Here is a 21052-nt window from a genome sequence, read left to right on the forward strand (position 1 = left end):
AGAGCGGATGAATGAAGGCCAGCGATCCTGTCTCTATTTGCGGCTGCGCAAGCGGGTGGGCATCAGACCCGGCGAGCATGTGACGCTCGGACGGGCGGCCCGTTTATTTTCCAGTGATTCTGCCCTTGAGAAGCAGATGGAGTCGCTTGTGCTTCATCGTCACCGGCAGCAGGACGGCAATCGGGTCGTCATTGATTTGCTCCAAATCGTGAAAATGATACGGGATGCAGCGCCGGGTACGGTTGTCGATTCTTATGGTGATCCGCAGGTGCTCGTCATTGTCGCTGATGAGCCGCGCAAGCCTCGCATGTGGGTTCTCATGTTGGCTTGGCTGCTGCTATTCTTCGGTGCAGGTCTTGCGATAATGAATTTCCATACTGATGTCAATATGAAGGACGTCCATACTCGGATTACGGAACTGGTTACAGGCAGGAAGATCGAACACCCGCTATGGTTTCAGGTGCCTTACTCAATCGGAATTGGCGTCGGAATGCTCGTATTCTTCAACCATCTGTTTCGAAAAAGGTTCAATGAAGAGCCTAATCCGCTCGAGGTCGAGCTTTACATGTATGAAGAGAACGTCAATGCCTACGTCATTGCGGATGAGATGCGCAAGAAGAGTGAGCCGGTCGAGCAACAGCGGTCGAACAAGCTGGACAAGCCGGACAAGCCGGACAAGCAAGAGCAGGAAGCAGGTATAGACGATGGTTAGGATGATCGCGGCCGACCTGTTCGTCGCTGTGCTCGGATTCGCCGGTGGGCTCGGCGTCGGCAGTGCGTTCGTGGCGCTCTTAATCGTGCTGGACATTATTCCAAGGCTCGCGCAAATTGCGTATGCATTTCGCAAGTCGATCTGGTTTGAGACTGCTGTGATGAGCGGAGCGGTCTTCTGGTCGCTGGCAGACTTCCTCGAATGGAGGCTATGGCTCCCGAGAACGGTGACGCTTGCGATCATTGGAACGTTCGACGGCATATTCGTCGGCATGCTAGGCGCCGCGCTGACCGAGGTGATGAATGTGCTCCCGATTCTCGCGAAGCGGATGCGGCTGAGTCGCTATATGGTCGGTCTCGTAATGGCGATGGTACTTGGGAAAGTAACCGGTTCGTTGTTTGATTGGCTCGTATTTCAATGGTTGGATGATGGATCGTAAGTAGAAGGATTGTCTCGATGAAAGGATGATACCGTATGACTGATCGCGATAAGAATGGGGAAGATCAATCCGGCGCTTCGTTTAAGAAGCCGGTGCACGTATTCTGGTACGATGAGCATGGCCAGAACAAATCGGAGGAGGCAGGAGCTAGAGCAGAGCATCTAGCAGAGGGCCATACTGAGAGCCAAGAGAAGATTTTATTCACCGAACCGCCGTTCGATGAGTCTGAGCTGCCCATTATCAGCCACTATAAACAACCAAAGAATCATCAGGAGAAATCGGTCAAGCCGATTCCAACGAAGATTGATGACGTCATCTCGAAGCTGGTGGAGGATGTCGGCTATAAAACAAGCTTTGATATCGTCGTGCGTGAGATGACGTTTGGCAACAAACGGACTGCGTTCTACTTTATGAACGGGTTCGCCAAAGATACGGTTCTAACCGAGGTTCTCAAGCGGCTTACCTTCTTGGAGTCTGATAGTCTGTCCTCAGATGCCCTTCACTCGTTCTTCGATATTTATGTCCCAGCTATTCAAGTCGTGAAGGAGCAGGATTGGGATAATGTGATGACCAATGTTCTCTCTGGCGGCACGGCGATGTTCATCGACGGCGAGGCGACTGCGATTCTGATCGATGCCAAAACCTTCCCGGCCCGTAATCCAGAGGAGCCTTCTCTTGAACGCGTTGTCCGCGGTTCACGTGACGGCTTTGTTGAGACGATGCTGACCAACGTCACCTTAGTACGCCGCAGACTGCGGGACAAGCAGCTGCGCTACGAAATTATGCGGGTCGGCGACCGGACGCAAACGGATATTTGTGTCGCATATATTGATGACATTGTCGATAAAGAGTTATTGAAATCGATCAAGGACAAAATCAAGCTGATCAAGATAGACGGTCTCCCGCTTGCGGATAAGCAGTTGGAGGAAGCGACCGTGAAGCGCGGCTGGAATCCATATCCTTTGGTCCGTTATTCTGAACGTCCGGATACGGTAGCTGTTAATTTGATGGAAGGACATATCGCGTTGTTTGTGGATACGACGCCGAGCGTAATGATTCTACCGACGACATTTTTCGATCTGATCCAGCATGCAGAGGAGAACCGGCAGACGCCATTTATTGGCACGTACTTGCGCTGGGTACGTTTTATCGGTATTACGGCGTCCTTGTTCCTGCTGCCGCTCTGGTTTCTGTTCACACTGCGGCCGGAGCTCAAGCCACCGGGCTTAAGCTTCATCGGCGCACAGGAGGCGGGCAAAATTCCGATGGTCGCCCAGTTTCTGCTCGCTGAATTGGGGGTCGATCTTCTGCGGATGGCCGCAATCCATACGCCATCACCGCTCGTTACCGCAATGTCCTTGATATCCGCGATCTTAATCGGCGATATTGCCGTCAAGACGGGGCTGTTCGTCAACGAGGTTGTACTCTATATGGCGATCTCGGCAATCGGTATGTTCGCAACGCCGAGCTATGAGCTTGGGCTCGCCAATCGGATCGTCAGACTGCTGCTCATAGTGACGGTCGCTATTTTCAAAGTGCCCGGCTTTATGATTGCTACGACGCTGTTCGTCGTCTATTTGACACTGATGCGTTCGTTCAACCGCCCCTACATGTGGCCATTTATTCCGTTTGACGCAAAAGCGCTTATGAGCATTTTCATCCGTGTTCCGGTGCTGTCAAACCGTACAAGGCCGAATTATTTGAAGCCGCAGCAACGTGACCGTATGCCTAACGATGAGCACTGATTTAGAAACGCGATGAAAAAAATGCAAATCAAATGTGAAATTATCCATTTCGGGGATGGACCGAATGCGCTATACTGATGTTAAATGGTGCAAACATTAACTATGGGTATAGCCAGGAGAACTCGGAGGGGAAATATATGTATTTACACGGTACTAGCAAAATCAACGCACAAGGTCATTTAGTTATTGGTGGTTGTGATACGACTGAACTGGCTGCTCAATTCGGAACGCCGCTTTACGTTGTCGACGAGGCTCTCGTTCGCCAGCGCGCACGCGAATATGTAGAATCATTCCGCGCAGCAGGCTTGAAATTCCAAGTCGCATATGCAAGCAAAGCGTTCAGCGTTATGGCGATGTGCGCGATTGCAGAACAAGAAGATCTATCGCTTGATGTCGTTTCCGACGGAGAGCTTTATACAGCATTGAAAGCAGGCTTCCCTGCTGCACGCATTCACTTCCACGGTAACAACAAGACGCCGGAAGAAATCAATATGGCGCTTGATGCGAACATCGGCTGCTTCGTAGTCGACAATTTCAATGAACTTTACTTGCTGAACGCGCTCGCGGGCGACAAAGGCAAGAAGGTCAATATCCTGCTCCGTATTACGCCAGGCGTAGAAGCACATACACATGACTACATCTCGACAGGTCAGACGGATTCCAAGTTCGGCTTCGACGTTGGTAATGGTACAGCGTACAAAGCGATTCAAGAAGCTTCCGCTCAACCGAATCTTGAGCTGCTCGGCGTTCACTCGCATATCGGCTCGCAGATCTTCGAAGTTGAAGGCTTCGTGATGGCGGTTGATAAAGTAGCTGGCTTCGCGGTACAAGTACGTGATGAGCTGAACATTCTGTTCCGCGTCATCAACCTTGGCGGCGGCTTCGGTATCCGCTATGTAGATGGCGACACACCGCTTCCAATCTCGCAATACGTGAAAGCAATCACGGATTCGATCAAGTCCAACTTCTCGGCAGCAGGCTACCCGCTTCCTGAGATTTGGGTTGAACCGGGCCGCAGCATGGTCGGCGATGCAGGTACAACGTTGTACACGGTAGGGACAAGCAAAGATATCCCTGGCGTACGTAAGTACATCGCAGTTGACGGCGGCATGACGGACAACCCGCGCCCAGCGCTTTATGAGTCCAGATACGAGGCGATTCTTGCGAACCGTGCGAATGATGCGGCCGAAGAAACCGTTACGGTTGCGGGCAAATGCTGCGAGAGCGGCGACAAATTAATTATCGATATTGAGCTTCCTAAGGCGAATAATGGCGATTTACTTGCTGTATTCTGCACAGGCGCGTACAATTATGCTATGGCGAGCAACTATAACCGCATTCGCCGCCCTGCAGTTGTCTTCGTAAAAGACGGTGCAGCAGACCTGGCTGTAAAACGTGAATCGTTGGATGATATTGTCGGTAACGACCTCGTCCCTGCACGGATGCAGCAAGCATCTGCAGCTAAATAATCAAGGAGGCTTTTCCACAATGGCAAAGAAAGCAAAGATTACACTAGCTAACGGTTCGGAAGTCCACATCGATTTGCACGATCAGGATGCTCCAAATACAGTAGCTAACTTCGAGAAGCTTGCGAACTCTGGCTTCTACAACGGTTTGACGTTCCACCGCGTTATTCCTGGTTTCGTCGCTCAAGGCGGCTGCCCGAACGGCACAGGCACTGGCGGCCCTGGCTACCAAATTAACTGCGAGATCAACCCGAACAAGCATGAGCGCGGTGCGCTTGCGATGGCGCATGCCGGCCGTAACACAGGCGGCAGCCAGTTCTACATCACGTACGCGCCACAACCGCACCTCGATGGCGGTCACACGGTGTTTGGTAAAGTGACTCAAGGCATGGAGCATGTTGATGCACTCCAAGGCCGCGACAAAATGGAAAAAGTCGAAGTTTACGACGCGTAATTTTGAACCCGCAGTTTGGTCTTCATAGGCCAACTGCGGGTTTTGCATTATAGGGAACTTGTATAAAAGCGAGTCCGTAAGTCGGAATTGTTGAAAACAAGTTGCATTTTCAAGGCGTAAGTGGTAACATTTCCTCAAAGTATTTGCGTTTTTCCTTCGGGGTCGGGTGAAATTCCCAACCGGCGGTGATCAAAGGGCTGCTCTTCTCGCTTAAGCGAATGACAGCTGTTAACTTTGTCAGTCCGTGACCCGGGTTGCTTCAGTTGGCGAACCCTATGCGGGGAGCAGGACCGAAGCGAAACGGTGGACCTGGTGCAAATCCGGGACCGACAGTATAGTCTGGATGGGAGAAGGAGACGGTACGCGAATTCCATTTTTTCATGTCTCGCCAACTGTGTTCATTTTTTCACATAGTTGCTGAGTTTGTTTGAATGTGTCTTCGAATGCGTCCCTTTCACGTTTCATGTTTTTTTGAAACCCATCACCCCGTTGGCTGATCGCCAGCCATGGGGTGATTTTTGTTATGTCCATTGAAGTGTTGAATGATGAAATGTATATGCGGCTTGCGCTCGATATGGCGCAGAAGGCGAAGGGTCAGACGGATATTAATCCGATCGTCGGCTGTGTCGTCGTCAAGGATGGACGGATTGTTGGGCTTGGTGCACATCTTCGCCGCGGTGAAGGTCATGCTGAAGTCCATGCGCTTAAGATGGCAGGCGATCAGGCGGAAGGCGCGACGGTGTATGTCACGCTGGAGCCGTGCAGCCATCACGGGCGGACGCCGCCATGCTGCGAGCGGATTATCGAGGCGCGGGCGAAGCGAGTAGTCGTCGCCTGTACGGACCCGAATCCACAGGTGGCAGGCAGAGGCATTACCAGGCTGCGCGAAGCCGGCATTGAAGTGGAAGTCGGACTGCTTGAGCAAGAGTCGTTGCGAATGAACGAGATGTTCAACAAGTACATCGTGACGAGGCTGCCGTTCGTGACGATGAAGTCCGCCATGACGCTGGACGGCAAGCTTGCCGCGAAGACAGGCGACAGTCGGTATGTGAGCGGGCCGGAAGCGAGGGCGGTAACGCATACGCTCCGGCACCAGCATATGGGCATTATGGTCGGCGTGGAAACCGCGCTGGCAGATGATCCTGAGCTGACGACGCGCTTGAGCGTACCGGCGGTGCATCCCGCGCGCATCGTCGTCGATTCGAAGCTGCGTCTGCCGCTCGAGTCGCGACTGCTTCAGGACCGTACTGCACGGGTCATCGTGCTCACTGTAGATGGAGTGGACGCTGAGCGGCGTGCTGCTCTTGAAGCGGCTGGCGCTGAGGTGATCGCTTGCGGAAGCGGAAGCCGTGTCGATCTTGCTGATGCCATGCGGAAGCTTGGTGAGCGCGAGATCGGTTCGATCTTGCTCGAGGGCGGCGGCAAGCTGAACGGGGCGATGCTTGAGCAAGGCCTCATCGACAAGCTGCTGCTGTTTATCGCTCCGAAGGTAATCGGCGGGGCTGAGTCAACAGGCGTTTTTGATTTTAATGGCTTCGAGCTGATGGCAGATGCGATAGCATTCAAGGAGATGCAGGTGGAGCGGGTCGGGCAAGACTTCCTGCTTAGCGGCTATCCGGATTATACAGCTGCTCGCAGCTGATAAACCCCAAACTATAGCGAAGGGAGAGGGGACAACGAAACATGTTTACAGGACTTATTGAAGAGATTGGAACGCTGAAGCGCACGTATAAACGAGGCGAAGCAATGGTGCTTTCCATTGAAGCTTTACGTATCCTCACGGATGCAGCAATCGGCGACAGCATCGCAATAAATGGTGTTTGCTTGACGGTGACGGAGATGGGCTCGAATGTGTTTACAGTCGATGTGACGCCGCAGACGTTCCGCCATACGAACCTCAAAGATATGCGTCCTGGCGAACGAGTGAACCTCGAGCGGGCTATGCAGGCGGGTGGTCGCTTCGGCGGGCATATCGTACAAGGACATGCGGACGGCACAGGCGCAATCGTCTCCCGCGAGAACGAAGATAATGCGGTTGTATACACGATCAGGCCGCATGACCCCGCGCTCATGCGCTACGTTATTCCGCAAGGCTCGGTCACGCTGGATGGCATCAGTCTTACCGTCGTGCGAGCAGATCATAACAGCTTCTCAGTGTCTATAATCCCGCACACGCTGCGTGAAACTGCGCTTCAATGGAAGCAGGCAGGCAGCGTCATTAATATTGAATGCGATGTGCTTGGGAAATACGTCGATCATCTGCTCCACTTCAAAGGAGCCGGAGACACGCAGGACGCAGACAGCAAGCCGGCAGCAAAGAACGGCATTACGGCGGCGTTTCTGGCTGAGAACGGATTTTTCTAACGATAAGGGGTGTGAGCGTAATGAGCGATCAAGCATTTAATACGATTGAAGAAGCGATACAGGATTTGCTGCTCGGCAAGTCAGTCATTGTTGTTGATGACGAAGACCGCGAGAATGAAGGCGATCTGATTGCACTGGCGAGCAAAGCGACACCGGAAATCATCAACTTCATGATTACGGAAGCGCGCGGATTAGTATGTGTCCCAATTACGCAGGAGCGAGCGGAAGAATTGGATCTGCCGCCAATGGTACAGCGCAACACTGACTACCATGGTACAGCGTTCACCGTCTCCGTGGACCATGTCTCGACGTCGACCGGCATCTCAGCGTATGAGCGGTCGCAGACTGTTCAGGCCATGATTGATCCGAAGACGAAGGCGGACGACTTCCGTAGACCTGGTCATATCTTCCCGCTTATTGCGAAGAAGGGCGGCGTGCTACGCCGTGCAGGCCATACCGAAGCGGCGATTGACTTAGCGCGTATGTGCGGCTCTGCGCCAGCTGCGGTTATCTGCGAAATCATCAAGGAAGACGGTTCGATGGCGAGGTTGCCGGATCTGATTGAATTCAAAGAGAAGCACGGACTGAAGCTCATCACGATTCGCGAGCTAATCCATTACCGCAACGAGAAAGAGAAGCTCGTGGAGCGCGTCGTCGATGTGAAGATGCCTACGGACTTCGGCGTATTCCGGGCTGTAGCGTATACGAACGAAGTGGATAACAAAGAGCATGTTGCGCTTGTTAAAGGCGATATTGATCCTGAACAGGCAACGCTTGTCCGCGTGCATTCGGAATGCTTGACTGGCGATGTATTCCACTCGCACCGCTGTGATTGCGGTCCGCAACTGGAAGCGGCGCTTCGCCAGATTGATGAAGCCGGCAAAGGCGTACTTCTCTATATGCGTCAGGAAGGTCGCGGAATTGGCCTCATTAACAAATTAAAGGCTTATCAGCTACAGGAGCAGGGATTGGATACGGTTGATGCGAATATTAAACTTGGTTTTGCTCCCGATTTGCGCGATTATGGTATAGGCGCACAAATTTTGAAGGATCTCGGCATTCGCCAAATGCGTCTGCTCACGAACAATCCACGTAAGATCCGTGGGCTTGAAGGCTACGGTATTGAAGTGGTCGAGCGTGTTCCGATCCAGATGGATGCGAACGAAAGCAACAACAATTACTTGCAAACGAAGAAATCAAAGCTTGGCCATCTGCTTAAATTCGATGATGTAACCAACAACTAATAAGAATCCAAATATCAGATAAGCCCTTAACCTATTAAGGGACATACGAGAGGATGAATCATTAATGCCACATGTATTTGAAGGCCATTTAATTTCTGAAGGTTTACGTTACGGCGTCGTAGTCGGCCGTTTCAACGAATTTATTTCCAGCAAGCTGCTTGGTGGCGCGCTTGATGCGTTCAAGCGTCATGGCGCAGCAGATAACGAAGTGGATGTAGCATGGGTGCCAGGCGCATTCGAAATTCCGCTCATCGCGCAGAAGATGGCGGAGAGCGGCAAGTATGATGCAGTCATCACGCTTGGTGCGGTTATTCGGGGATCAACTCCACATTTTGACTATGTGTGCAATGAAGCAGCTAAAGGTGTTGCGGCAATCGCCCTGAAGACAGGCATTCCGACGATCTTCGGCGTGCTGACAGTAGATTCGATCGAGCAAGCGATTGAGCGTGCAGGCACGAAAGCCGGCAACAAAGGCTGGGAAGCGGCTGTTACTGCAATTGAAATGGCGAATTTGACGAAAGTGCTTCAAGGCTAAGAAGTAGGATAGCTCGAAAGTAAATCATTTTTCTTGTTTAGGAGTTGGCACTCGCCATGGCGGTGACGTATAAACTGGAATCGTTCGAAGGCCCGCTCGATCTTCTGCTTCATCTTATTGATAAAGCGGAAATCGACATTCATGAGGTGTCCATCAGCGAAATTACGGATCAATATATGGACTATTTGAATGCGATGCAGGTGCTTGAGCTCGAGGTAACGAGCGAATTCCTCGTCATGGCGGCAACGCTGCTCTCCATTAAGAGCAAGCAACTCCTGCCGAAGCCGCCAATCATTGATGATGACCAATACGAGGAATGGCCCGATGATGGGCTGGACCCTCGTGACGAGCTCATCGCTAAGCTGGTGGAGTACCGCAAATATAAGCAAATTGCCGAGCAGCTCAGGGAACAGGAATTTGAGCGCAGCCTCGTATACACGAAGGAACCGGAAGATTTGACTCCTTTCATGAAAGTCGTGCCTGAGAATCCTGTCAAAGGCTTAAATGTCGGCGATCTCATTGCAGCTTTCCAGAAGGCGCTTCGTAAGGCTTCGAGACGAAATATCATTGCAACCATTCAGCGTGATGAGATTTCGGTTAAAGACCGGATTCGCGATATCATCGATGTGCTGCGCGAATTCGAGACGGTTCGTTTCTCCAAGCTGATCCGGGAGGATATGAGCCGGCATGAGATCGTGGTTACATTCCTGGCGATTCTCGAGCTGATGAAGATGAAGCATATTCGCTGTTTTCAGAACAGCCTGTTTGATGATATTGTCGTGCACTGGAGAGGGGATGCGGCCCTAGATGGACTTCTCGAAACTGAGGTCGATTATTGAGGGACTGCTGTTTATGGCTGGAGATGAGGGGCTTACGACGAAGCAGCTTGCCGAAATTCTTCAGCTGGATGCAGTAATAACGGGAAGCTTGGTCGGTGATCTCACGAAGGAATTGAAGAGCAAGAAACGTGGCGTACAGGTCTCCTTCGTTGCTGGCGCATACCGGCTGACGACGAATCCGGCGCATGCGGCGTATTTTGAACGTATGGCTTACTCGCCTTCGCGTTCGAGCTTATCGCAAGCTGCGCTGGAGACATTGTCGATTGTCGCTTACCGCCAGCCGATCACGCGAGTTGAGATTGAAGAGATTCGCGGTGTAAAGAGCGACAGGGCGCTTCAATCGCTAGTCAACAAGGACTTAATTGAAGAGGTGGGTCGTGCCGAGCAGATCGGCCGTCCGATTCTATATGGAACGACCAAGTCCTTCCTCGATTACTTTGGCCTTGCTGGCCTCGATGCACTTCCTGAGCCTTCGTCGATTCCGGATGATTCGCTTGATGAGCAGACCCAGTTGCTGTTTGAACGGTTCGAAGGCCGTCAGATGACGATTGAGGAGATGCCATTGCCTGGATTAGAGCCGGAATCGGAATCGGAATCGGAATCTGATTTCGCACCGCATAATGAGCATGAAGATTAAAGAATGAGATTTGTCCGCAAGGTCATACTATATCCGACCAATTAAGGGAAATGGGGGAAGCGCTATGCTTGGCTACCCGTTCGGATGGATGATCGGGACAGGTCTCTTTTTTTTGCTGCTGCTTATTGCTGCGCTTTCGCCAGTTGTTATTCGAGGGCATATGCAGCGGATCGGTACTGATGATGATGCCGAGCTTCGCATTCGTGCGCTGTTTGGGCTTATCCACTATCATTGGCAGCTACCAGTCGTCAAGTTTAAGTTAACGAATGTGGAGGTCAAGGAAGAGAAGACGGCAGAGAATGCCGGCGGAGCGGATACCGATTCGCTAATGAAGAATATTAACTCTCACACCATTATGAATTCGATCGATCGGGCACAGCTGCTGCTGAAGCAGACACAAGATATGATGGGCTGGGTTCGCAAAACACTTTCTCACGTGAAGCTGACAGAGTGGAAGTGGCAGACGACTGTGGGCGTAGATGATGCGATGTGGACGGCCATGTTGACAGGTCTCATCTGGTCGGTGAAGACAACCGCGATTGGTGTGCTGTCACAGTTCATCCGACTGACAGCAGAGCCGAACGTATCGGTTGACCCCATTTATCAGCGCGTTTACTTCAAGACAGAAGGCCAATTCACAGCGAAGCTGGCGTTTGGGTATGCAATCTTCGCAGCGATTCGTCTTATCTTCAAAATGCGCAAATCCCAGAATATACCAGGTGGATTTATAGGGCTGCAGCGAATCCTGATGCGCAATTAATTACATAATGAGCATTGCGCGAGGGAACGCTATATTCGGCAAGGTGCAGATTAACGCTTCGATCAAGGAGGACGAAACTTACGATGACTGACCATCCAATTCAAGGCTTAATGCAAACCGCAATGGAAAATATTAAAGAAATGGTCGATGTCAACACGATTGTCGGCGATCCTGTCCAAACCCCAGACGGAAGCGTCATAATGCCAATAAGCAAAGTTGGCTTCGGGTTCGTAGCAGGCGGCAGCGATATTCGCTTCGACGAGCATAGTTCGAAGGGAGATACGCATAACGCAGATGTGCAGCTGCCATTTGGCGGCGGCAGCGGCGGTGGGGTCTCCATTACACCAATTGCTTTTCTCGTTGTAGGTAGTCAAGGTGTCCGGATTGTACCGCTTGATAACCAGACCCATCTTATGGAAAAAGTTATTGATTCCGCACCACAGGTGTTCGAGAAAATTCAAACCATGTTCAAGAAAAATTCGTCCGCGAGCGATAGTGGATTGGAATCCGTTCTCATCGAAAGTATGGATGGACATTAATGGAGGAAGGAACCGTCCCTTGTGGACGGTTTCTTTTTTTTGCCTTTCCGCATATAAGCCTTTGGACAGGTTGGGATAATTTCATGTCCCATTCATATACTGTACAAGGATGTTTGTTTTTTAATAGCGCATTTGCAAACTAGGAGGAACTGTATGAGGCTTACCCGCTTAACAATCGGTCTACTTCGCGTGTTTGCTGCCAGCTGTATCTTCTTCTCGGGCTTGCCTTCGGCGAATACTCATATGGCTTCGGCAGCTGAAGGACCGAATAGAACAGTGACGACACATGCGAGAGGAGCGGCGCTTATTGATGTTGAATCTGGACGGATTCTGTATAGCCAAAATGGGGACAAGCCGATGCTCATCGCGAGTTTGACGAAGATCATGACGGCAATCGTTGCGATTGAACATGGCAATCTGAGCGATATAGTTCAGACGAGCATTCGTGCGGCAGGCAAGGAAGGCTCCTCGATTTATTTGCAGCGTGGGGAGAAAATGACTCTCCTCAATATGCTGTACGGGCTGATGCTGAGGTCCGGCAATGATGCTGCGACGGCAATTTCCGAACATGTCGGCGGCTCAGAGGAGGGGTTCGTTCTCATGATGAACGAGAAAGCACAGATGCTTGGGCTTGAGAACTCGCAGTTCATGAATCCGAGCGGTCTCGATGCGGAAGGGCATTATTCATCTGCGAACGATCTGGCGAAGCTGACAGCATATGCGCTGAAGAATCCGATATTCAAGGAGATTGTGAAGACACAGCGAAAAACCGCGCCGAATCCGAACGATCAATGGGACTATCTTTGGAAAAATAAAAATAAAATGCTCACGATGTACGATGGGGCGGACGGCGTCAAAACCGGCTACACGAAGAAGTCGCTTCGCTGCCTCGTCAGCTCGGCAACACGCGATGGTCAGCAGCTTGTCGCGGTTACCTTAAATGATGGCGATGATTGGAACGATCATCAGAAGCTGCTCAATTTTGGCTTTGCTAATTATCATCTAAGCGAGGTTGCGCATAAAGGGCAGCCGATCAACGGCTATCCGCTCGCGGTCGGGCGGACGCTCGTCTATCCGTTTGCCGAAGGCGAGAAGGAACAGCTTCACTCGAAGATGAACCTAATCGATGTGAATACGACGGCGTATTTGCTAGGTGAGCGGGGGACGATCGACTGGTTTGTCGGGGAAACGAAGATCGGCTCTACACCGGTATATGATTCACAGAGCCAGCGCATTAAAGTGGCGGATAAGCCTTCGTGGGTAATCGGCGGTGATTCGTCCGCGGCGGCGTTCGGTTCACTTTCATCCGATACGTTCTGGCACGCTTTAAAAACGACCTTGTCGACCTTGTTTGGTGGGAAGGAGGCGGCGGGATGGTAAACTTTATTTGGCTATTCTTCATAGCCGTCAGCTTCGTCTGCGCTATCGTGAATGGCAGAATGGAAGCTCTGACCGAAGCGGCGTTCGAAGGCGCCAAGAGCGGCGTCACGGTCAGCTTTGGCCTCATCAGCGTCATGGTGTTCTGGATGGGGCTTATGCGAATAGGCGAAGATGCAGGACTGCTCCGCAAGATTGCGGTTATGCTCCAGCCAGTTGTCCGGTTTCTTTTCCCAGATGTGCCTAAAGGGCATCCGGCGCTTGGTTACATTATGAGCAACATGAGCGCCAACATACTCGGACTCGGCAATGCAGCAACGCCAATGGGCATTAAAGCGATGCAGGAGCTTCAGAAGCTCAATCCGGATAAAGAAACAGCGTCAGCGGCGATGTGTACGCTGCTGGCGCTCAATACTTCAAGTATTACCCTCGTACCGACTACGTTAATTGCCATTCGAATGACCTACAGCTCTGTACACCCCGCCGAAATCGTCGGCACAACACTTGCAGCCACTTTAATTGCAACCGCAGCAGCCATATTCGCGGACCGTTGGTACCGCACACGTGACAAGCGCAAACCGCCAAAGTGGACCGATCATGCCAGCAAACATCATAGTGATGCGATGCCGCAAGCGCCGCCTGGATCTGCCGCTGCAGGACAAGGAAAGGGTGAGGCCATTGTATGAATGGATCACGACGATATCAGCCTGGCTGATCCCGTTCATGATTGTTTTCATCCCGCTTTATGCTGCATTCAAAAAAGTACCGGTCTACGAAACGTTCATCGAAGGGGCTAAGGATGGCTTCGGTACCGCCATCAACATCATTCCGCATCTGGTCGGCATGATGGTTGCGATCAGCATGTTCCGCGCCTCCGGTGCAATGGATATGATGGCTTCGCTCATACGTCCGCTGTTTGACGGGCTTGGCATTCCAAGCGAGGTACTGCCGCTCGGTCTGCTTCGTCCGCTTACAGGAGCGGGCTCGCTCGCCTTCACGACCGAGCTGATTAAGACCTATGGACCCGATTCGATGATCGGGCGAATTGCCTCGACGATTCAAGGCAGTACGGATACAACGCTGTACGTGTTAACCGTTTATTTCGGCGCAGTCGGCATTCGCAGAAGCAAGTATGCGCTTAAAGTAGGACTATTCTCCGATTTGGTCGGCTTCTTAGCTGCAATCATCGTTTGTCTTATCGTCTTCCAATAACCGTACTTAGAGTGCAAGCCCGAGTTCGCTGAATGCCGCCTATGAAGCGGTATTCGCTAATGAGGGCTATTTGGCATTACAACATAAAACATAGTTATGCCATGTAGCCAGCTTATTTGCCGTACGTACACTTTCTTTCCTTGTATCATTTAGGGTATGATGGTGGGTGAGGTGAAGATCATTTGGAACGTTTACAGAAGATTTTAGCGCAGGCGGGAGTCGCATCGCGCCGCAAATGTGAGGAATTGATTTTGTCCGGTGTTGTCGAGGTTAATGGTGAACCGGTCACAACGCTAGGTGTGAAGGCTGATCCGGCCGTGGATGTTATTACGGTTAAAGGGCGCCAGATCAAGGGCGAGAGCAAGCTTTATCTAATGCTTCATAAGCCGAAAGGCGTTATTACAAGCGCAAGCGATCCGCAAGGCCGTAAGGTTGTTAAGGATTACTTGCCAGGCATTAAAGAGCGTGTTTATCCGGTCGGACGGCTGGATTACGATACGGAAGGGCTGCTGCTGCTGACCAACGACGGCGAATTCGCCAATTTGCTGACGCATCCAAGCCATCACGTGCCGAAGACGTATTGGGCGACAGTGAAGGGCATTCCGCATGGCTCCGCGCTGGAGCGGCTGCAGCAAGGCATTCTGCTTGAGGACGGAATGACCGCGCCTGCTGAAGTTGAATATCACGACGTTAACACAGAGAAGAATCAGGCAACGATTACGATTACGATCTATGAAGGACGGAACCGTCAGGTACGCCGGATGTTCGATGCGATCAACCATCCTGTAGTGCTGCTGAGAAGGATCCGCTTCGGCGAACTCGGCTTGCATGGACTAGCCCGTGGCAAGTTCCGCCATCTAACGCCGAAGGAAGTAAATGAGCTGCGTGGAGCGGCGACCAAGACACATAAAATTCAAAAATAACAAGCGGCGGCAACCTCAATTGCCGTCCAGTTTTCGTTATAATGAATATAGTCCAAATGAAGTATTTTGCAGCATAAGAACAGGCGGTGAATGACGTTACTTTATGAAATCGAACCGCAGAATGATTCAATTGGTTATTTTTCTCGGCGTCCTGCTGCTCGGAGGTTATGCGATCGGTCATTCGTTGTTTGCAGCGAAGGATGGACAGCTTCCTCGCAAAGGGGCCAAGCCTCCGGAGTTTGCGCTCCTTGGCACAGACGGGAAGACACATCGTCTGTCTGATTACAAGGGGAAGGCGCTTGTCATCAATTTCTGGGGTACATATTGTCCGGGCTGTGTAACGGAGACGCCGGATTTGGTCGCTCAGTACAAGAAGCATAGTGGGGAACCGCTCGAAGTAGTTGGTATTAATTTAGGTGAAGACAGCATGGCTGTAAACAATTTCGTGAAGCAATACGACATCAATTACACCATTCTGCGCAACGAACGCAACGATGTACAGAGTAAATACGGTTTAAGGTCGTATCCTACAACCTTCTTTGTGAAGCCAGACGGAACGATTATGGATGTTTTCGTCGGTGCAATGGCGGAAAAGGACATGGATGAGCGCATCACGAAGCTGCTGAAGTCCTAGCCGTGAAGGAGGTAGCTACAAGTGTTAGATTTTGAAAATACGAAATGCGAGTGCGGCCACCAGAATCCGGTAGGCACCGTCTTATGCGAAAGCTGCGGCTATCCGCTCGAAGTCGGTGAACAGGAGAATGATGCGCCGCTTGAAATGCGTTACGACGGCATTGCCCGCCGCTCGCAGAAGTCCAATCCAAATGTAATTGACCACGTGTGGAAGTTCTTCTCGTCGGTTAAAGTCGCGATCCGGCTCATTCTCATTACGCTGCTGGCGGCGATGATCGGAACGATTTTTACACAGGAAAATGCCTTCATTTCATTCGATCCTTCTACCTATTATGAGGAACGATATGGCTGGATCGGCAAATGGTATTACAAACTCGGCTTCTCGAATACGTACGAGTCGTGGTGGTTTATCCTTCTGCTAGTCATGATTGGCACTTCGCTTGTTATATGCAGCCTTGATCGGGTGCTGCCACTATATCGAGCACTCAACAAGCAGCAAATCCGTAAGCATAACACATTCCTGACCCGTCAGAAGACGGTATATACAGGTGCGGTGGAAGGCTCGGAAGAAACGTGGACAAGCAACCTCGGTGAGCAGCTGAAGCGCAAGCATTATCGCGTACACCAAGATGGCAATTCGCTGCTCGCGGAGAAATACCGGTTCAGCCGTTGGGGTCCTTATATTAACCATATCGGACTCATCGTGTTCCTTCTTGCTGTATTGCTCAGGTCACTTCCAGGCTGGGCGATGGATAACTACGTGACGGTGCCGGAAGGCTCTACCGTTCAGATCCCCGATACGAAGTACTATATTAAGAACGAGAAATTCACGATCGTCTATTATACGGATGCGGAGCTGCCTAAGGAACTCAAAGGTACTGCCCGTGCAAAGCTCTATGAGACGAGAGCAGTGCTGTATACTTGCAGCGCCGATTGCGACGATCCGTCGAAGCAGCCGCAGCTGACCGAAGTTAAGCAGCACAATATCGTCGTGAATGACCCGCTTTCTTATAAGGGATTGAAAGCTTATCAGTTCGGATTCGACGATACGCCTAAGCTTGCGGCGGTCAATCCGGTGCTGATCGATCATAAAACAGGCAAGACGTATGGTCCGTTCAATCTTGAGATGAAGGATCCGAAGCTTGCGTACAACCTCGGACCTTACTCGCTTGAACTGAAGCAAACGTATATGGACTTTGCGCTGGATGCGGAAGGCAAGCCGACGACGAAGTCTCGCGAGCCGAATGCGCCTGCGTTTGTATTCGTTCTGAAGGGGCCGGACCTCGCGGCTGGTGGCGAGCCATATATGTATTTTCCGAAGCAGAACGATAAAGTCCGTTTCAGCCAGGATATGATAAACGGTGATCTTGCCAAGAGGTTTGAGATCAAGGTGCCAGCTATGACTGGCGTAGAGTTTGCTCCTGTAGAGACGTCACTAAATATCCGCACAGATCGCGCAATGCCATACATCTGGTTCGGCGCTGGGATTTCGATGTTCGGTCTGCTGATCGGCTCTTACTGGCATCACCGCAGAATATGGCTTCGTATCGATGACAGACAAGTGACGCTTGGCGCACATACGAACAAGAATAATTACGGCATGCGTGCCGAGGTCGCTTCCGCGCTACGTGGTATAGGCATCGTCGTAGAGCCGAAGTCGCTCGATAACGGGAGGAACAAATCGTGAGTTTGCTTGATTTCAGCAGCGACGCGTTTATCGTCGCATTCTTTCTATACTGCTTTGGCTTTATGTTTTACGGCGTTACTGCGCTCGGACGCAAGTGGAGCAACCGGAGCCCAGAGGAGCATGTGCGCCGCTGGGGACGTGTCGCTTATATCGTCTCACTGCTCGGCTTCGCTGCGCATCTGACGTTCTTCTTTACACGTTGGGCGGGCGGAGGTCATATCCCGACCAGTAACATGTACGAGTTCATGACGTTTCTGGGGATGGCGATTATGTTCGCCTTCATCGTCGTCAATGCGATTTACCGCAAGCCGCTGCTAGGCTTGTTCACACTGCCACTCGTCGTCATTATCGTTGCTTTCGCAGCGGTGTTCCCGCAAGAAGTGCAGCCGCTCATCCCGGCGCTGCAATCGATCTGGCTGAAGGTTCACGTAACGACAGCCGCAACAGGTGAAGCATTCTTCGCGGTCGGTTTTGCAGCCGGCCTCATGTACTTGCTTCGTACGGTCGACTTCAAGCAAACAAGCGAGAAAGCAAGACGCGAGCAGCGCTGGGTGGAGTTCACGCTGTATGTCATCATCATTATTATCGCGTTCATCAGCTCCGTATTTGCTTTCCGCGGCGCGGGTTACGAAGCATCGTTCACGCAAGAGAACGTAACGATTGATGCGAAGGGCGTTGAGAGCTCCACGACGGAGACAGTCGAGTACTCGCTTCCGCCGATCTTCAAGCCTTACAACAGCCAAGTGGTTACAATTGACTCGTTCTTGGGCATGAAAGAACCGTTGTTTGAAACGCCGCACTGGATGAAGGGCGTTAATGCAGCGCGCAAGCTGAACACGATCTCGTGGTCGATCATTAACGGTACGATTCTGTACGGCTTACTCCGCCTTGCACTTCGCAAGCGGATTGGCGCTGCGATAAACCCGCTGCTTGGCGATATTGATGCGGATGATATCGACGAAATCAGCTACCGCGCCATTGCAATCGGTTATCCGATCTTTATGCTGGGCGCATTGATTTTTGCGATGATCTGGGCATATATTGCGTGGTCGCGCTTCTGGGGCTGGGATCCGAAAGAGGTATGGGCGCTCATTACTTGGCTTTATTACACGGCTTACTTGCACTTCCGCCTATCCCGCGGCTGGCACGGCTCCAAGTCGGCTTGGCTTGCAGTTATCGGCTTCGTCGTTGTTATGTTCACGCTGATCGGGGTTAACCTTGTCCTTGTCGGCTTGCACTCCTATGCAGGCGTTTAAAGATCGCTATTAAGTTTAGACTTGAGAGGAGACTTGAGGGACATGTCAGAAGAACTTCACCGTATTCTCGTTGTTGATGATGAAGAGCGTATTCGTAGGCTGCTTAAGATGTACCTGGAGAAGGAAGGGTACATCATTGAGGAAGCGGAAGATGGCGAAACTGCGCTCCGCCTTGCAACGGCGAACGATTATGATCTCATTCTGCTCGACGTCATGCTGCCAGGTATAGACGGAATTGAAGTGTGCTCAAGACTTCGCCAGATTAAGGCCACACCGGTCATTATGCTGACTGCCAAGGGCGAAGAGATGAACAGAGTGCAAGGGTTTGAAGTCGGTGCTGACGATTATGTCGTGAAGCCGTTCAGCCCTCGCGAAGTGATCTATCGGGTAAAAGCGATCCTCCGCCGCTCATCGGCTACGGCATTCCTGACGAAGGAAGCGATCACGAGCAACAACATTGTGTTCCCGCATCTCATCATCGAGCATGATGCGCATCGCGTTATGGCAGGCGGTCAGGAAGTCAGCCTGACGCCGAAAGAATATGAATTGCTGCACTACCTCGCGATTTCCCCGGACAAGGTGTTCTCGCGTGAAGAGCTATTGAAAGACGTCTGGAACTACGAGTTTTTCGGTGATCTTCGTACCGTCGACACGCATGTGAAGCGTTTGCGCGAGAAGCTTAATAAAGTTTCTCCGGAAGCGGCGATGATGATTACTACCGTTTGGGGCGTAGGCTATAAGCTAGAGGTGCCGAAGTAAGTGAAGATTTGGCGTAGTGTTGTCGGCAAGCTGTGGATTACGATTATTGTGCTCGTTGCAGTTGTATTGCTTATTCTAGGCATGTTCCTGCTGCAATATATAGATCTTGCGTTCAAGAAGAATTCGCATGATGTGAAGATGCTGTTCGTGTATACATCCATTATCGGATTTCTATTGTCTACGTTCTTCGCGTTCTTCCTATCGACCAAGATCACGCAGCCTCTGCTGCAAATGAAGAAAGCAGCGGACTTGATCGCACAAGGTGAGTACCGGACGCGGGTTCCCATCCGTTCGACGGACGAAATCGGCGAGCTGGCGAATACGTTCAACCATATGGCTTCTGAACTGGACACGCTCATCCGTGATCTGAATCACGAGAAGGAGCATTTGGCGAGCGTTCACCGCAGTATGGCTGATGCGGTAGTTACCTTCGATGCAGAAGGCCAGGTCATTCTGGCGAACCCGCATGGACAAGAGCTCATCGAAGCGTGGAACGAGCTGGAGTGGGCGGAGGATTATCGTCCACAGACGCAAGTGCCGGGACCGCTCTTCGAGCTGTTCCGCAAGGTGCTTCGGGAGGGCAAAGATTTAACGGACAAAGTCCACGTGCAGAGCGGTGTGTGGTCTGTCGTTATGGCACCGCTCAAGTCGAACGATACTGTACGCGGAGCAGTGGCCGTCATGCGGAACGTAACGGAGGAGTCGAAGCTCGAGAAGCTCCGCCGTGATTTCGTTGCGAATGTCTCACATGAGATTCGGACGCCGCTCTCCATGCTGCAAGGCTACAGCGAAGCGCTGCTGGACGATATTGCAGGCTCGCCGGAAGAGCGCAAAGAGCTCGCGCAGGTCATTTATGAAGAGTCGCTTCGTATGGGACGGCTTGTCAAAGACTTGCTTGATCTAGCCCGCATGGAAGCTGGACACATTGAGATGAAGCTGGAAGCTACCGATCTGTCTGTGCTCGTACGGCGTGTGCACCGCAAGTTCCAGGTGCTCGCCAAAGAGCAGGAGATTTCGCTGAGCTATGAGCTGCCTGAAGGCCCGCTCGTCATTACGCAAGCGGATGAGGACCGCCTTGAGCAGGTGCTCACAAATTTGCTCGACAATGCGATTCGGCATACAGCGAAGCAAGCCGAGATTTATCTAAGTGCGAATTCGGTTACCGTGGACAATAAACCTTATGTAGAGCTGAAGGTGAAGGACCAAGGAGAAGGCATTCCGAATGAGGACTTGCCGTTCATCTTCGAGCGGTTCTACAAAGCGGACAAAGCGCGTACGCGCGGCGCATCGTCTGGAGGCACAGGCCTTGGGCTTGCCATAGTGAAGAACATTATCGAGTCGCACCGCGGCACGATCAAGGCTGAGAGTACGCTTGGAGCGGGAACGACATTTACGATCAAGCTGCCAGTGCAATAAGAAATAAAGCCGTTCCTCCGGGAACGGCTTTATTTCTGTGTGGTAAGCACCTGGC

22 protein-coding genes and 1 riboswitch are annotated in these 21052 nt (G+C 51.6%); all 22 genes read left to right on the forward strand.

Translation table 11 applies throughout. The features are described from left to right. Positions 1–7: 7 nt before the first annotated feature. The 22 genes from BMY11_RS07950 to BMY11_RS08055 all read left to right on the forward strand — a co-directional run bounded on the left by BMY11_RS07950 (position 8) and on the right by BMY11_RS08055 (position 20997). Positions 8–712 (forward strand): stage V sporulation protein AA, encoded by a 705-nt coding sequence (locus BMY11_RS07950; RefSeq protein ID WP_090573940.1) that lies wholly within the window; start codon positions 8–10, stop codon positions 710–712. Continuing rightward, positions 705–1151, forward strand: a complete 447-nt coding sequence (locus BMY11_RS07955) for a stage V sporulation protein AB (protein WP_090573941.1) — start codon at positions 705–707, stop codon at positions 1149–1151. Before BMY11_RS07950 ends, BMY11_RS07955 begins: the two co-directional genes overlap by 8 nt. A gap of 35 nt (positions 1152–1186) precedes the next feature. After that, positions 1187–2896, forward strand: coding sequence for a spore germination protein (locus BMY11_RS07960; RefSeq protein ID WP_090573942.1), 1710 nt, complete (start codon positions 1187–1189; stop codon positions 2894–2896). 137 nt (positions 2897–3033) lie between these two features. Next, the gene (gene lysA, locus BMY11_RS07965) at positions 3034–4365 is read left to right on the forward strand and encodes a diaminopimelate decarboxylase (RefSeq protein WP_090573943.1); all 1332 of its coding nucleotides are present in this window, start codon (positions 3034–3036) and stop codon (positions 4363–4365) included. Positions 4366–4384: 19 nt separating this feature from the next. After that, complete coding sequence (locus tag BMY11_RS07970) at positions 4385–4816, forward strand: peptidylprolyl isomerase (RefSeq protein WP_090573944.1); 432 nt, start codon at positions 4385–4387, stop codon at positions 4814–4816. Positions 4817–4964: 148 nt separating this feature from the next. Next, positions 4965–5175: riboswitch (FMN riboswitch) on the forward strand. A gap of 164 nt (positions 5176–5339) precedes the next feature. Beyond that, entirely contained in the window at positions 5340–6458 is a 1119-nt protein-coding gene (gene ribD, locus BMY11_RS07975) for a bifunctional diaminohydroxyphosphoribosylaminopyrimidine deaminase/5-amino-6-(5-phosphoribosylamino)uracil reductase RibD (RefSeq protein ID WP_090573945.1), read from the forward strand. Positions 6459–6499: 41 nt separating this feature from the next. After that, complete coding sequence (gene ribE, locus BMY11_RS07980) at positions 6500–7180, forward strand: riboflavin synthase (protein ID WP_090573946.1); 681 nt, start codon at positions 6500–6502, stop codon at positions 7178–7180. A gap of 20 nt (positions 7181–7200) precedes the next feature. Beyond that, positions 7201–8424 (forward strand): bifunctional 3,4-dihydroxy-2-butanone-4-phosphate synthase/GTP cyclohydrolase II, encoded by a 1224-nt coding sequence (locus BMY11_RS07985; RefSeq protein ID WP_090573947.1) that lies wholly within the window; start codon positions 7201–7203, stop codon positions 8422–8424. Between the two features lie 64 nt (positions 8425–8488). Then, positions 8489–8959, forward strand: coding sequence for a 6,7-dimethyl-8-ribityllumazine synthase (ribE, locus tag BMY11_RS07990; RefSeq protein WP_090573948.1), 471 nt, complete (start codon positions 8489–8491; stop codon positions 8957–8959). Positions 8960–9015: 56 nt separating this feature from the next. Then, complete coding sequence (locus tag BMY11_RS07995; protein ID WP_090573949.1) at positions 9016–9798, forward strand: segregation and condensation protein A; 783 nt, start codon at positions 9016–9018, stop codon at positions 9796–9798. Then, on the forward strand, positions 9767–10435 hold the full coding sequence (gene scpB / locus BMY11_RS08000) for an SMC-Scp complex subunit ScpB (protein ID WP_090573950.1): 669 nt from the start codon (positions 9767–9769) through the stop codon (positions 10433–10435). The genes BMY11_RS07995 and scpB overlap by 32 nt, the downstream gene beginning before the upstream one ends. Positions 10436–10499: 64 nt before the next feature. Further along, entirely contained in the window at positions 10500–11195 is a 696-nt protein-coding gene (locus BMY11_RS08005) for a DUF2953 domain-containing protein (protein ID WP_090573951.1), read from the forward strand. Between the two features lie 83 nt (positions 11196–11278). Continuing rightward, complete coding sequence (gene ytfJ / locus BMY11_RS08010) at positions 11279–11734, forward strand: GerW family sporulation protein (protein ID WP_090573952.1); 456 nt, start codon at positions 11279–11281, stop codon at positions 11732–11734. A gap of 153 nt (positions 11735–11887) precedes the next feature. Further along, positions 11888–13114: a D-alanyl-D-alanine carboxypeptidase family protein gene (locus BMY11_RS08015; protein ID WP_177182555.1), complete on the forward strand. Its 1227-nt coding sequence runs from the start codon at positions 11888–11890 to the stop codon at positions 13112–13114. Next, positions 13108–13797 carry a nucleoside recognition domain-containing protein gene (locus BMY11_RS08020; protein ID WP_090573953.1) on the forward strand — a complete coding sequence of 230 codons (690 nt, stop codon included), beginning with the start codon at positions 13108–13110 and terminating at the stop codon, positions 13795–13797. Before BMY11_RS08015 ends, BMY11_RS08020 begins: the two co-directional genes overlap by 7 nt. 37 nt (positions 13798–13834) lie before the next feature. Then, positions 13835–14323 carry a spore maturation protein gene (locus tag BMY11_RS08025; RefSeq protein ID WP_177182578.1) on the forward strand — a complete coding sequence of 163 codons (489 nt, stop codon included), beginning with the start codon at positions 13835–13837 and terminating at the stop codon, positions 14321–14323. Between the two features lie 182 nt (positions 14324–14505). Continuing rightward, a complete protein-coding gene (locus BMY11_RS08030; RefSeq protein ID WP_090573955.1) occupies positions 14506–15246 on the forward strand; it encodes a pseudouridine synthase in 741 nt (246 codons plus the stop codon). A gap of 103 nt (positions 15247–15349) precedes the next feature. Then, positions 15350–15880: a redoxin domain-containing protein gene (locus BMY11_RS08035; RefSeq protein ID WP_090573956.1), complete on the forward strand. Its 531-nt coding sequence runs from the start codon at positions 15350–15352 to the stop codon at positions 15878–15880. Between the two features lie 21 nt (positions 15881–15901). Continuing rightward, positions 15902–17566 (forward strand): cytochrome c biogenesis protein ResB, encoded by a 1665-nt coding sequence (locus BMY11_RS08040; protein ID WP_090573957.1) that lies wholly within the window; start codon positions 15902–15904, stop codon positions 17564–17566. Then, positions 17563–18822, forward strand: coding sequence for a cytochrome c biogenesis protein CcsA (gene ccsA / locus BMY11_RS08045; RefSeq protein ID WP_090573958.1), 1260 nt, complete (start codon positions 17563–17565; stop codon positions 18820–18822). The genes BMY11_RS08040 and ccsA overlap by 4 nt, the downstream gene beginning before the upstream one ends. A gap of 42 nt (positions 18823–18864) precedes the next feature. Then, positions 18865–19581, forward strand: coding sequence for a response regulator transcription factor (locus tag BMY11_RS08050; RefSeq protein WP_090573959.1), 717 nt, complete (start codon positions 18865–18867; stop codon positions 19579–19581). Then, complete coding sequence (locus BMY11_RS08055; RefSeq protein ID WP_090573960.1) at positions 19582–20997, forward strand: HAMP domain-containing sensor histidine kinase; 1416 nt, start codon at positions 19582–19584, stop codon at positions 20995–20997. The last annotated feature ends 55 nt before the right edge of the window (positions 20998–21052 follow it).

It is taken from the genome of Paenibacillus sp. OV219 (assembly GCF_900110075.1).
Taxonomy (GTDB): domain Bacteria; phylum Bacillota; class Bacilli; order Paenibacillales; family Paenibacillaceae; genus Paenibacillus_Z.

Excerpts from the sequence above, each read along its gene's own strand:
- BMY11_RS07950 (WP_090573940.1), top strand. The coding sequence starts at position 8 with ATGAATGAAGGCCAGCGATCCTGTCTCTATTTGCGGCTGCGCAAGCGG.
- BMY11_RS07955 (WP_090573941.1), top strand. The coding sequence starts at position 705 with ATGGTTAGGATGATCGCGGCCGACCTGTTCGTCGCTGTGCTCGGATTC.
- BMY11_RS07960 (WP_090573942.1), top strand. The coding sequence starts at position 1,187 with ATGACTGATCGCGATAAGAATGGGGAAGATCAATCCGGCGCTTCGTTT.
- lysA (WP_090573943.1), top strand. The coding sequence starts at position 3,034 with ATGTATTTACACGGTACTAGCAAAATCAACGCACAAGGTCATTTAGTT.
- BMY11_RS07970 (WP_090573944.1), top strand. The coding sequence starts at position 4,385 with ATGGCAAAGAAAGCAAAGATTACACTAGCTAACGGTTCGGAAGTCCAC.
- ribD (WP_090573945.1), top strand. The coding sequence starts at position 5,340 with ATGTCCATTGAAGTGTTGAATGATGAAATGTATATGCGGCTTGCGCTC.
- ribE (WP_090573946.1), top strand. The coding sequence starts at position 6,500 with ATGTTTACAGGACTTATTGAAGAGATTGGAACGCTGAAGCGCACGTAT.
- BMY11_RS07985 (WP_090573947.1), top strand. The coding sequence starts at position 7,201 with ATGAGCGATCAAGCATTTAATACGATTGAAGAAGCGATACAGGATTTG.
- ribE (WP_090573948.1), top strand. The coding sequence starts at position 8,489 with ATGCCACATGTATTTGAAGGCCATTTAATTTCTGAAGGTTTACGTTAC.
- BMY11_RS07995 (WP_090573949.1), top strand. The coding sequence starts at position 9,016 with ATGGCGGTGACGTATAAACTGGAATCGTTCGAAGGCCCGCTCGATCTT.
- scpB (WP_090573950.1), top strand. The coding sequence starts at position 9,767 with ATGGACTTCTCGAAACTGAGGTCGATTATTGAGGGACTGCTGTTTATG.
- BMY11_RS08005 (WP_090573951.1), top strand. The coding sequence starts at position 10,500 with ATGCTTGGCTACCCGTTCGGATGGATGATCGGGACAGGTCTCTTTTTT.
- ytfJ (WP_090573952.1), top strand. The coding sequence starts at position 11,279 with ATGACTGACCATCCAATTCAAGGCTTAATGCAAACCGCAATGGAAAAT.
- BMY11_RS08015 (WP_177182555.1), top strand. The coding sequence starts at position 11,888 with ATGAGGCTTACCCGCTTAACAATCGGTCTACTTCGCGTGTTTGCTGCC.
- BMY11_RS08020 (WP_090573953.1), top strand. The coding sequence starts at position 13,108 with ATGGTAAACTTTATTTGGCTATTCTTCATAGCCGTCAGCTTCGTCTGC.
- BMY11_RS08025 (WP_177182578.1), top strand. The coding sequence starts at position 13,835 with ATGATTGTTTTCATCCCGCTTTATGCTGCATTCAAAAAAGTACCGGTC.
- BMY11_RS08035 (WP_090573956.1), top strand. The coding sequence starts at position 15,350 with ATGAAATCGAACCGCAGAATGATTCAATTGGTTATTTTTCTCGGCGTC.
- BMY11_RS08050 (WP_090573959.1), top strand. The coding sequence starts at position 18,865 with ATGTCAGAAGAACTTCACCGTATTCTCGTTGTTGATGATGAAGAGCGT.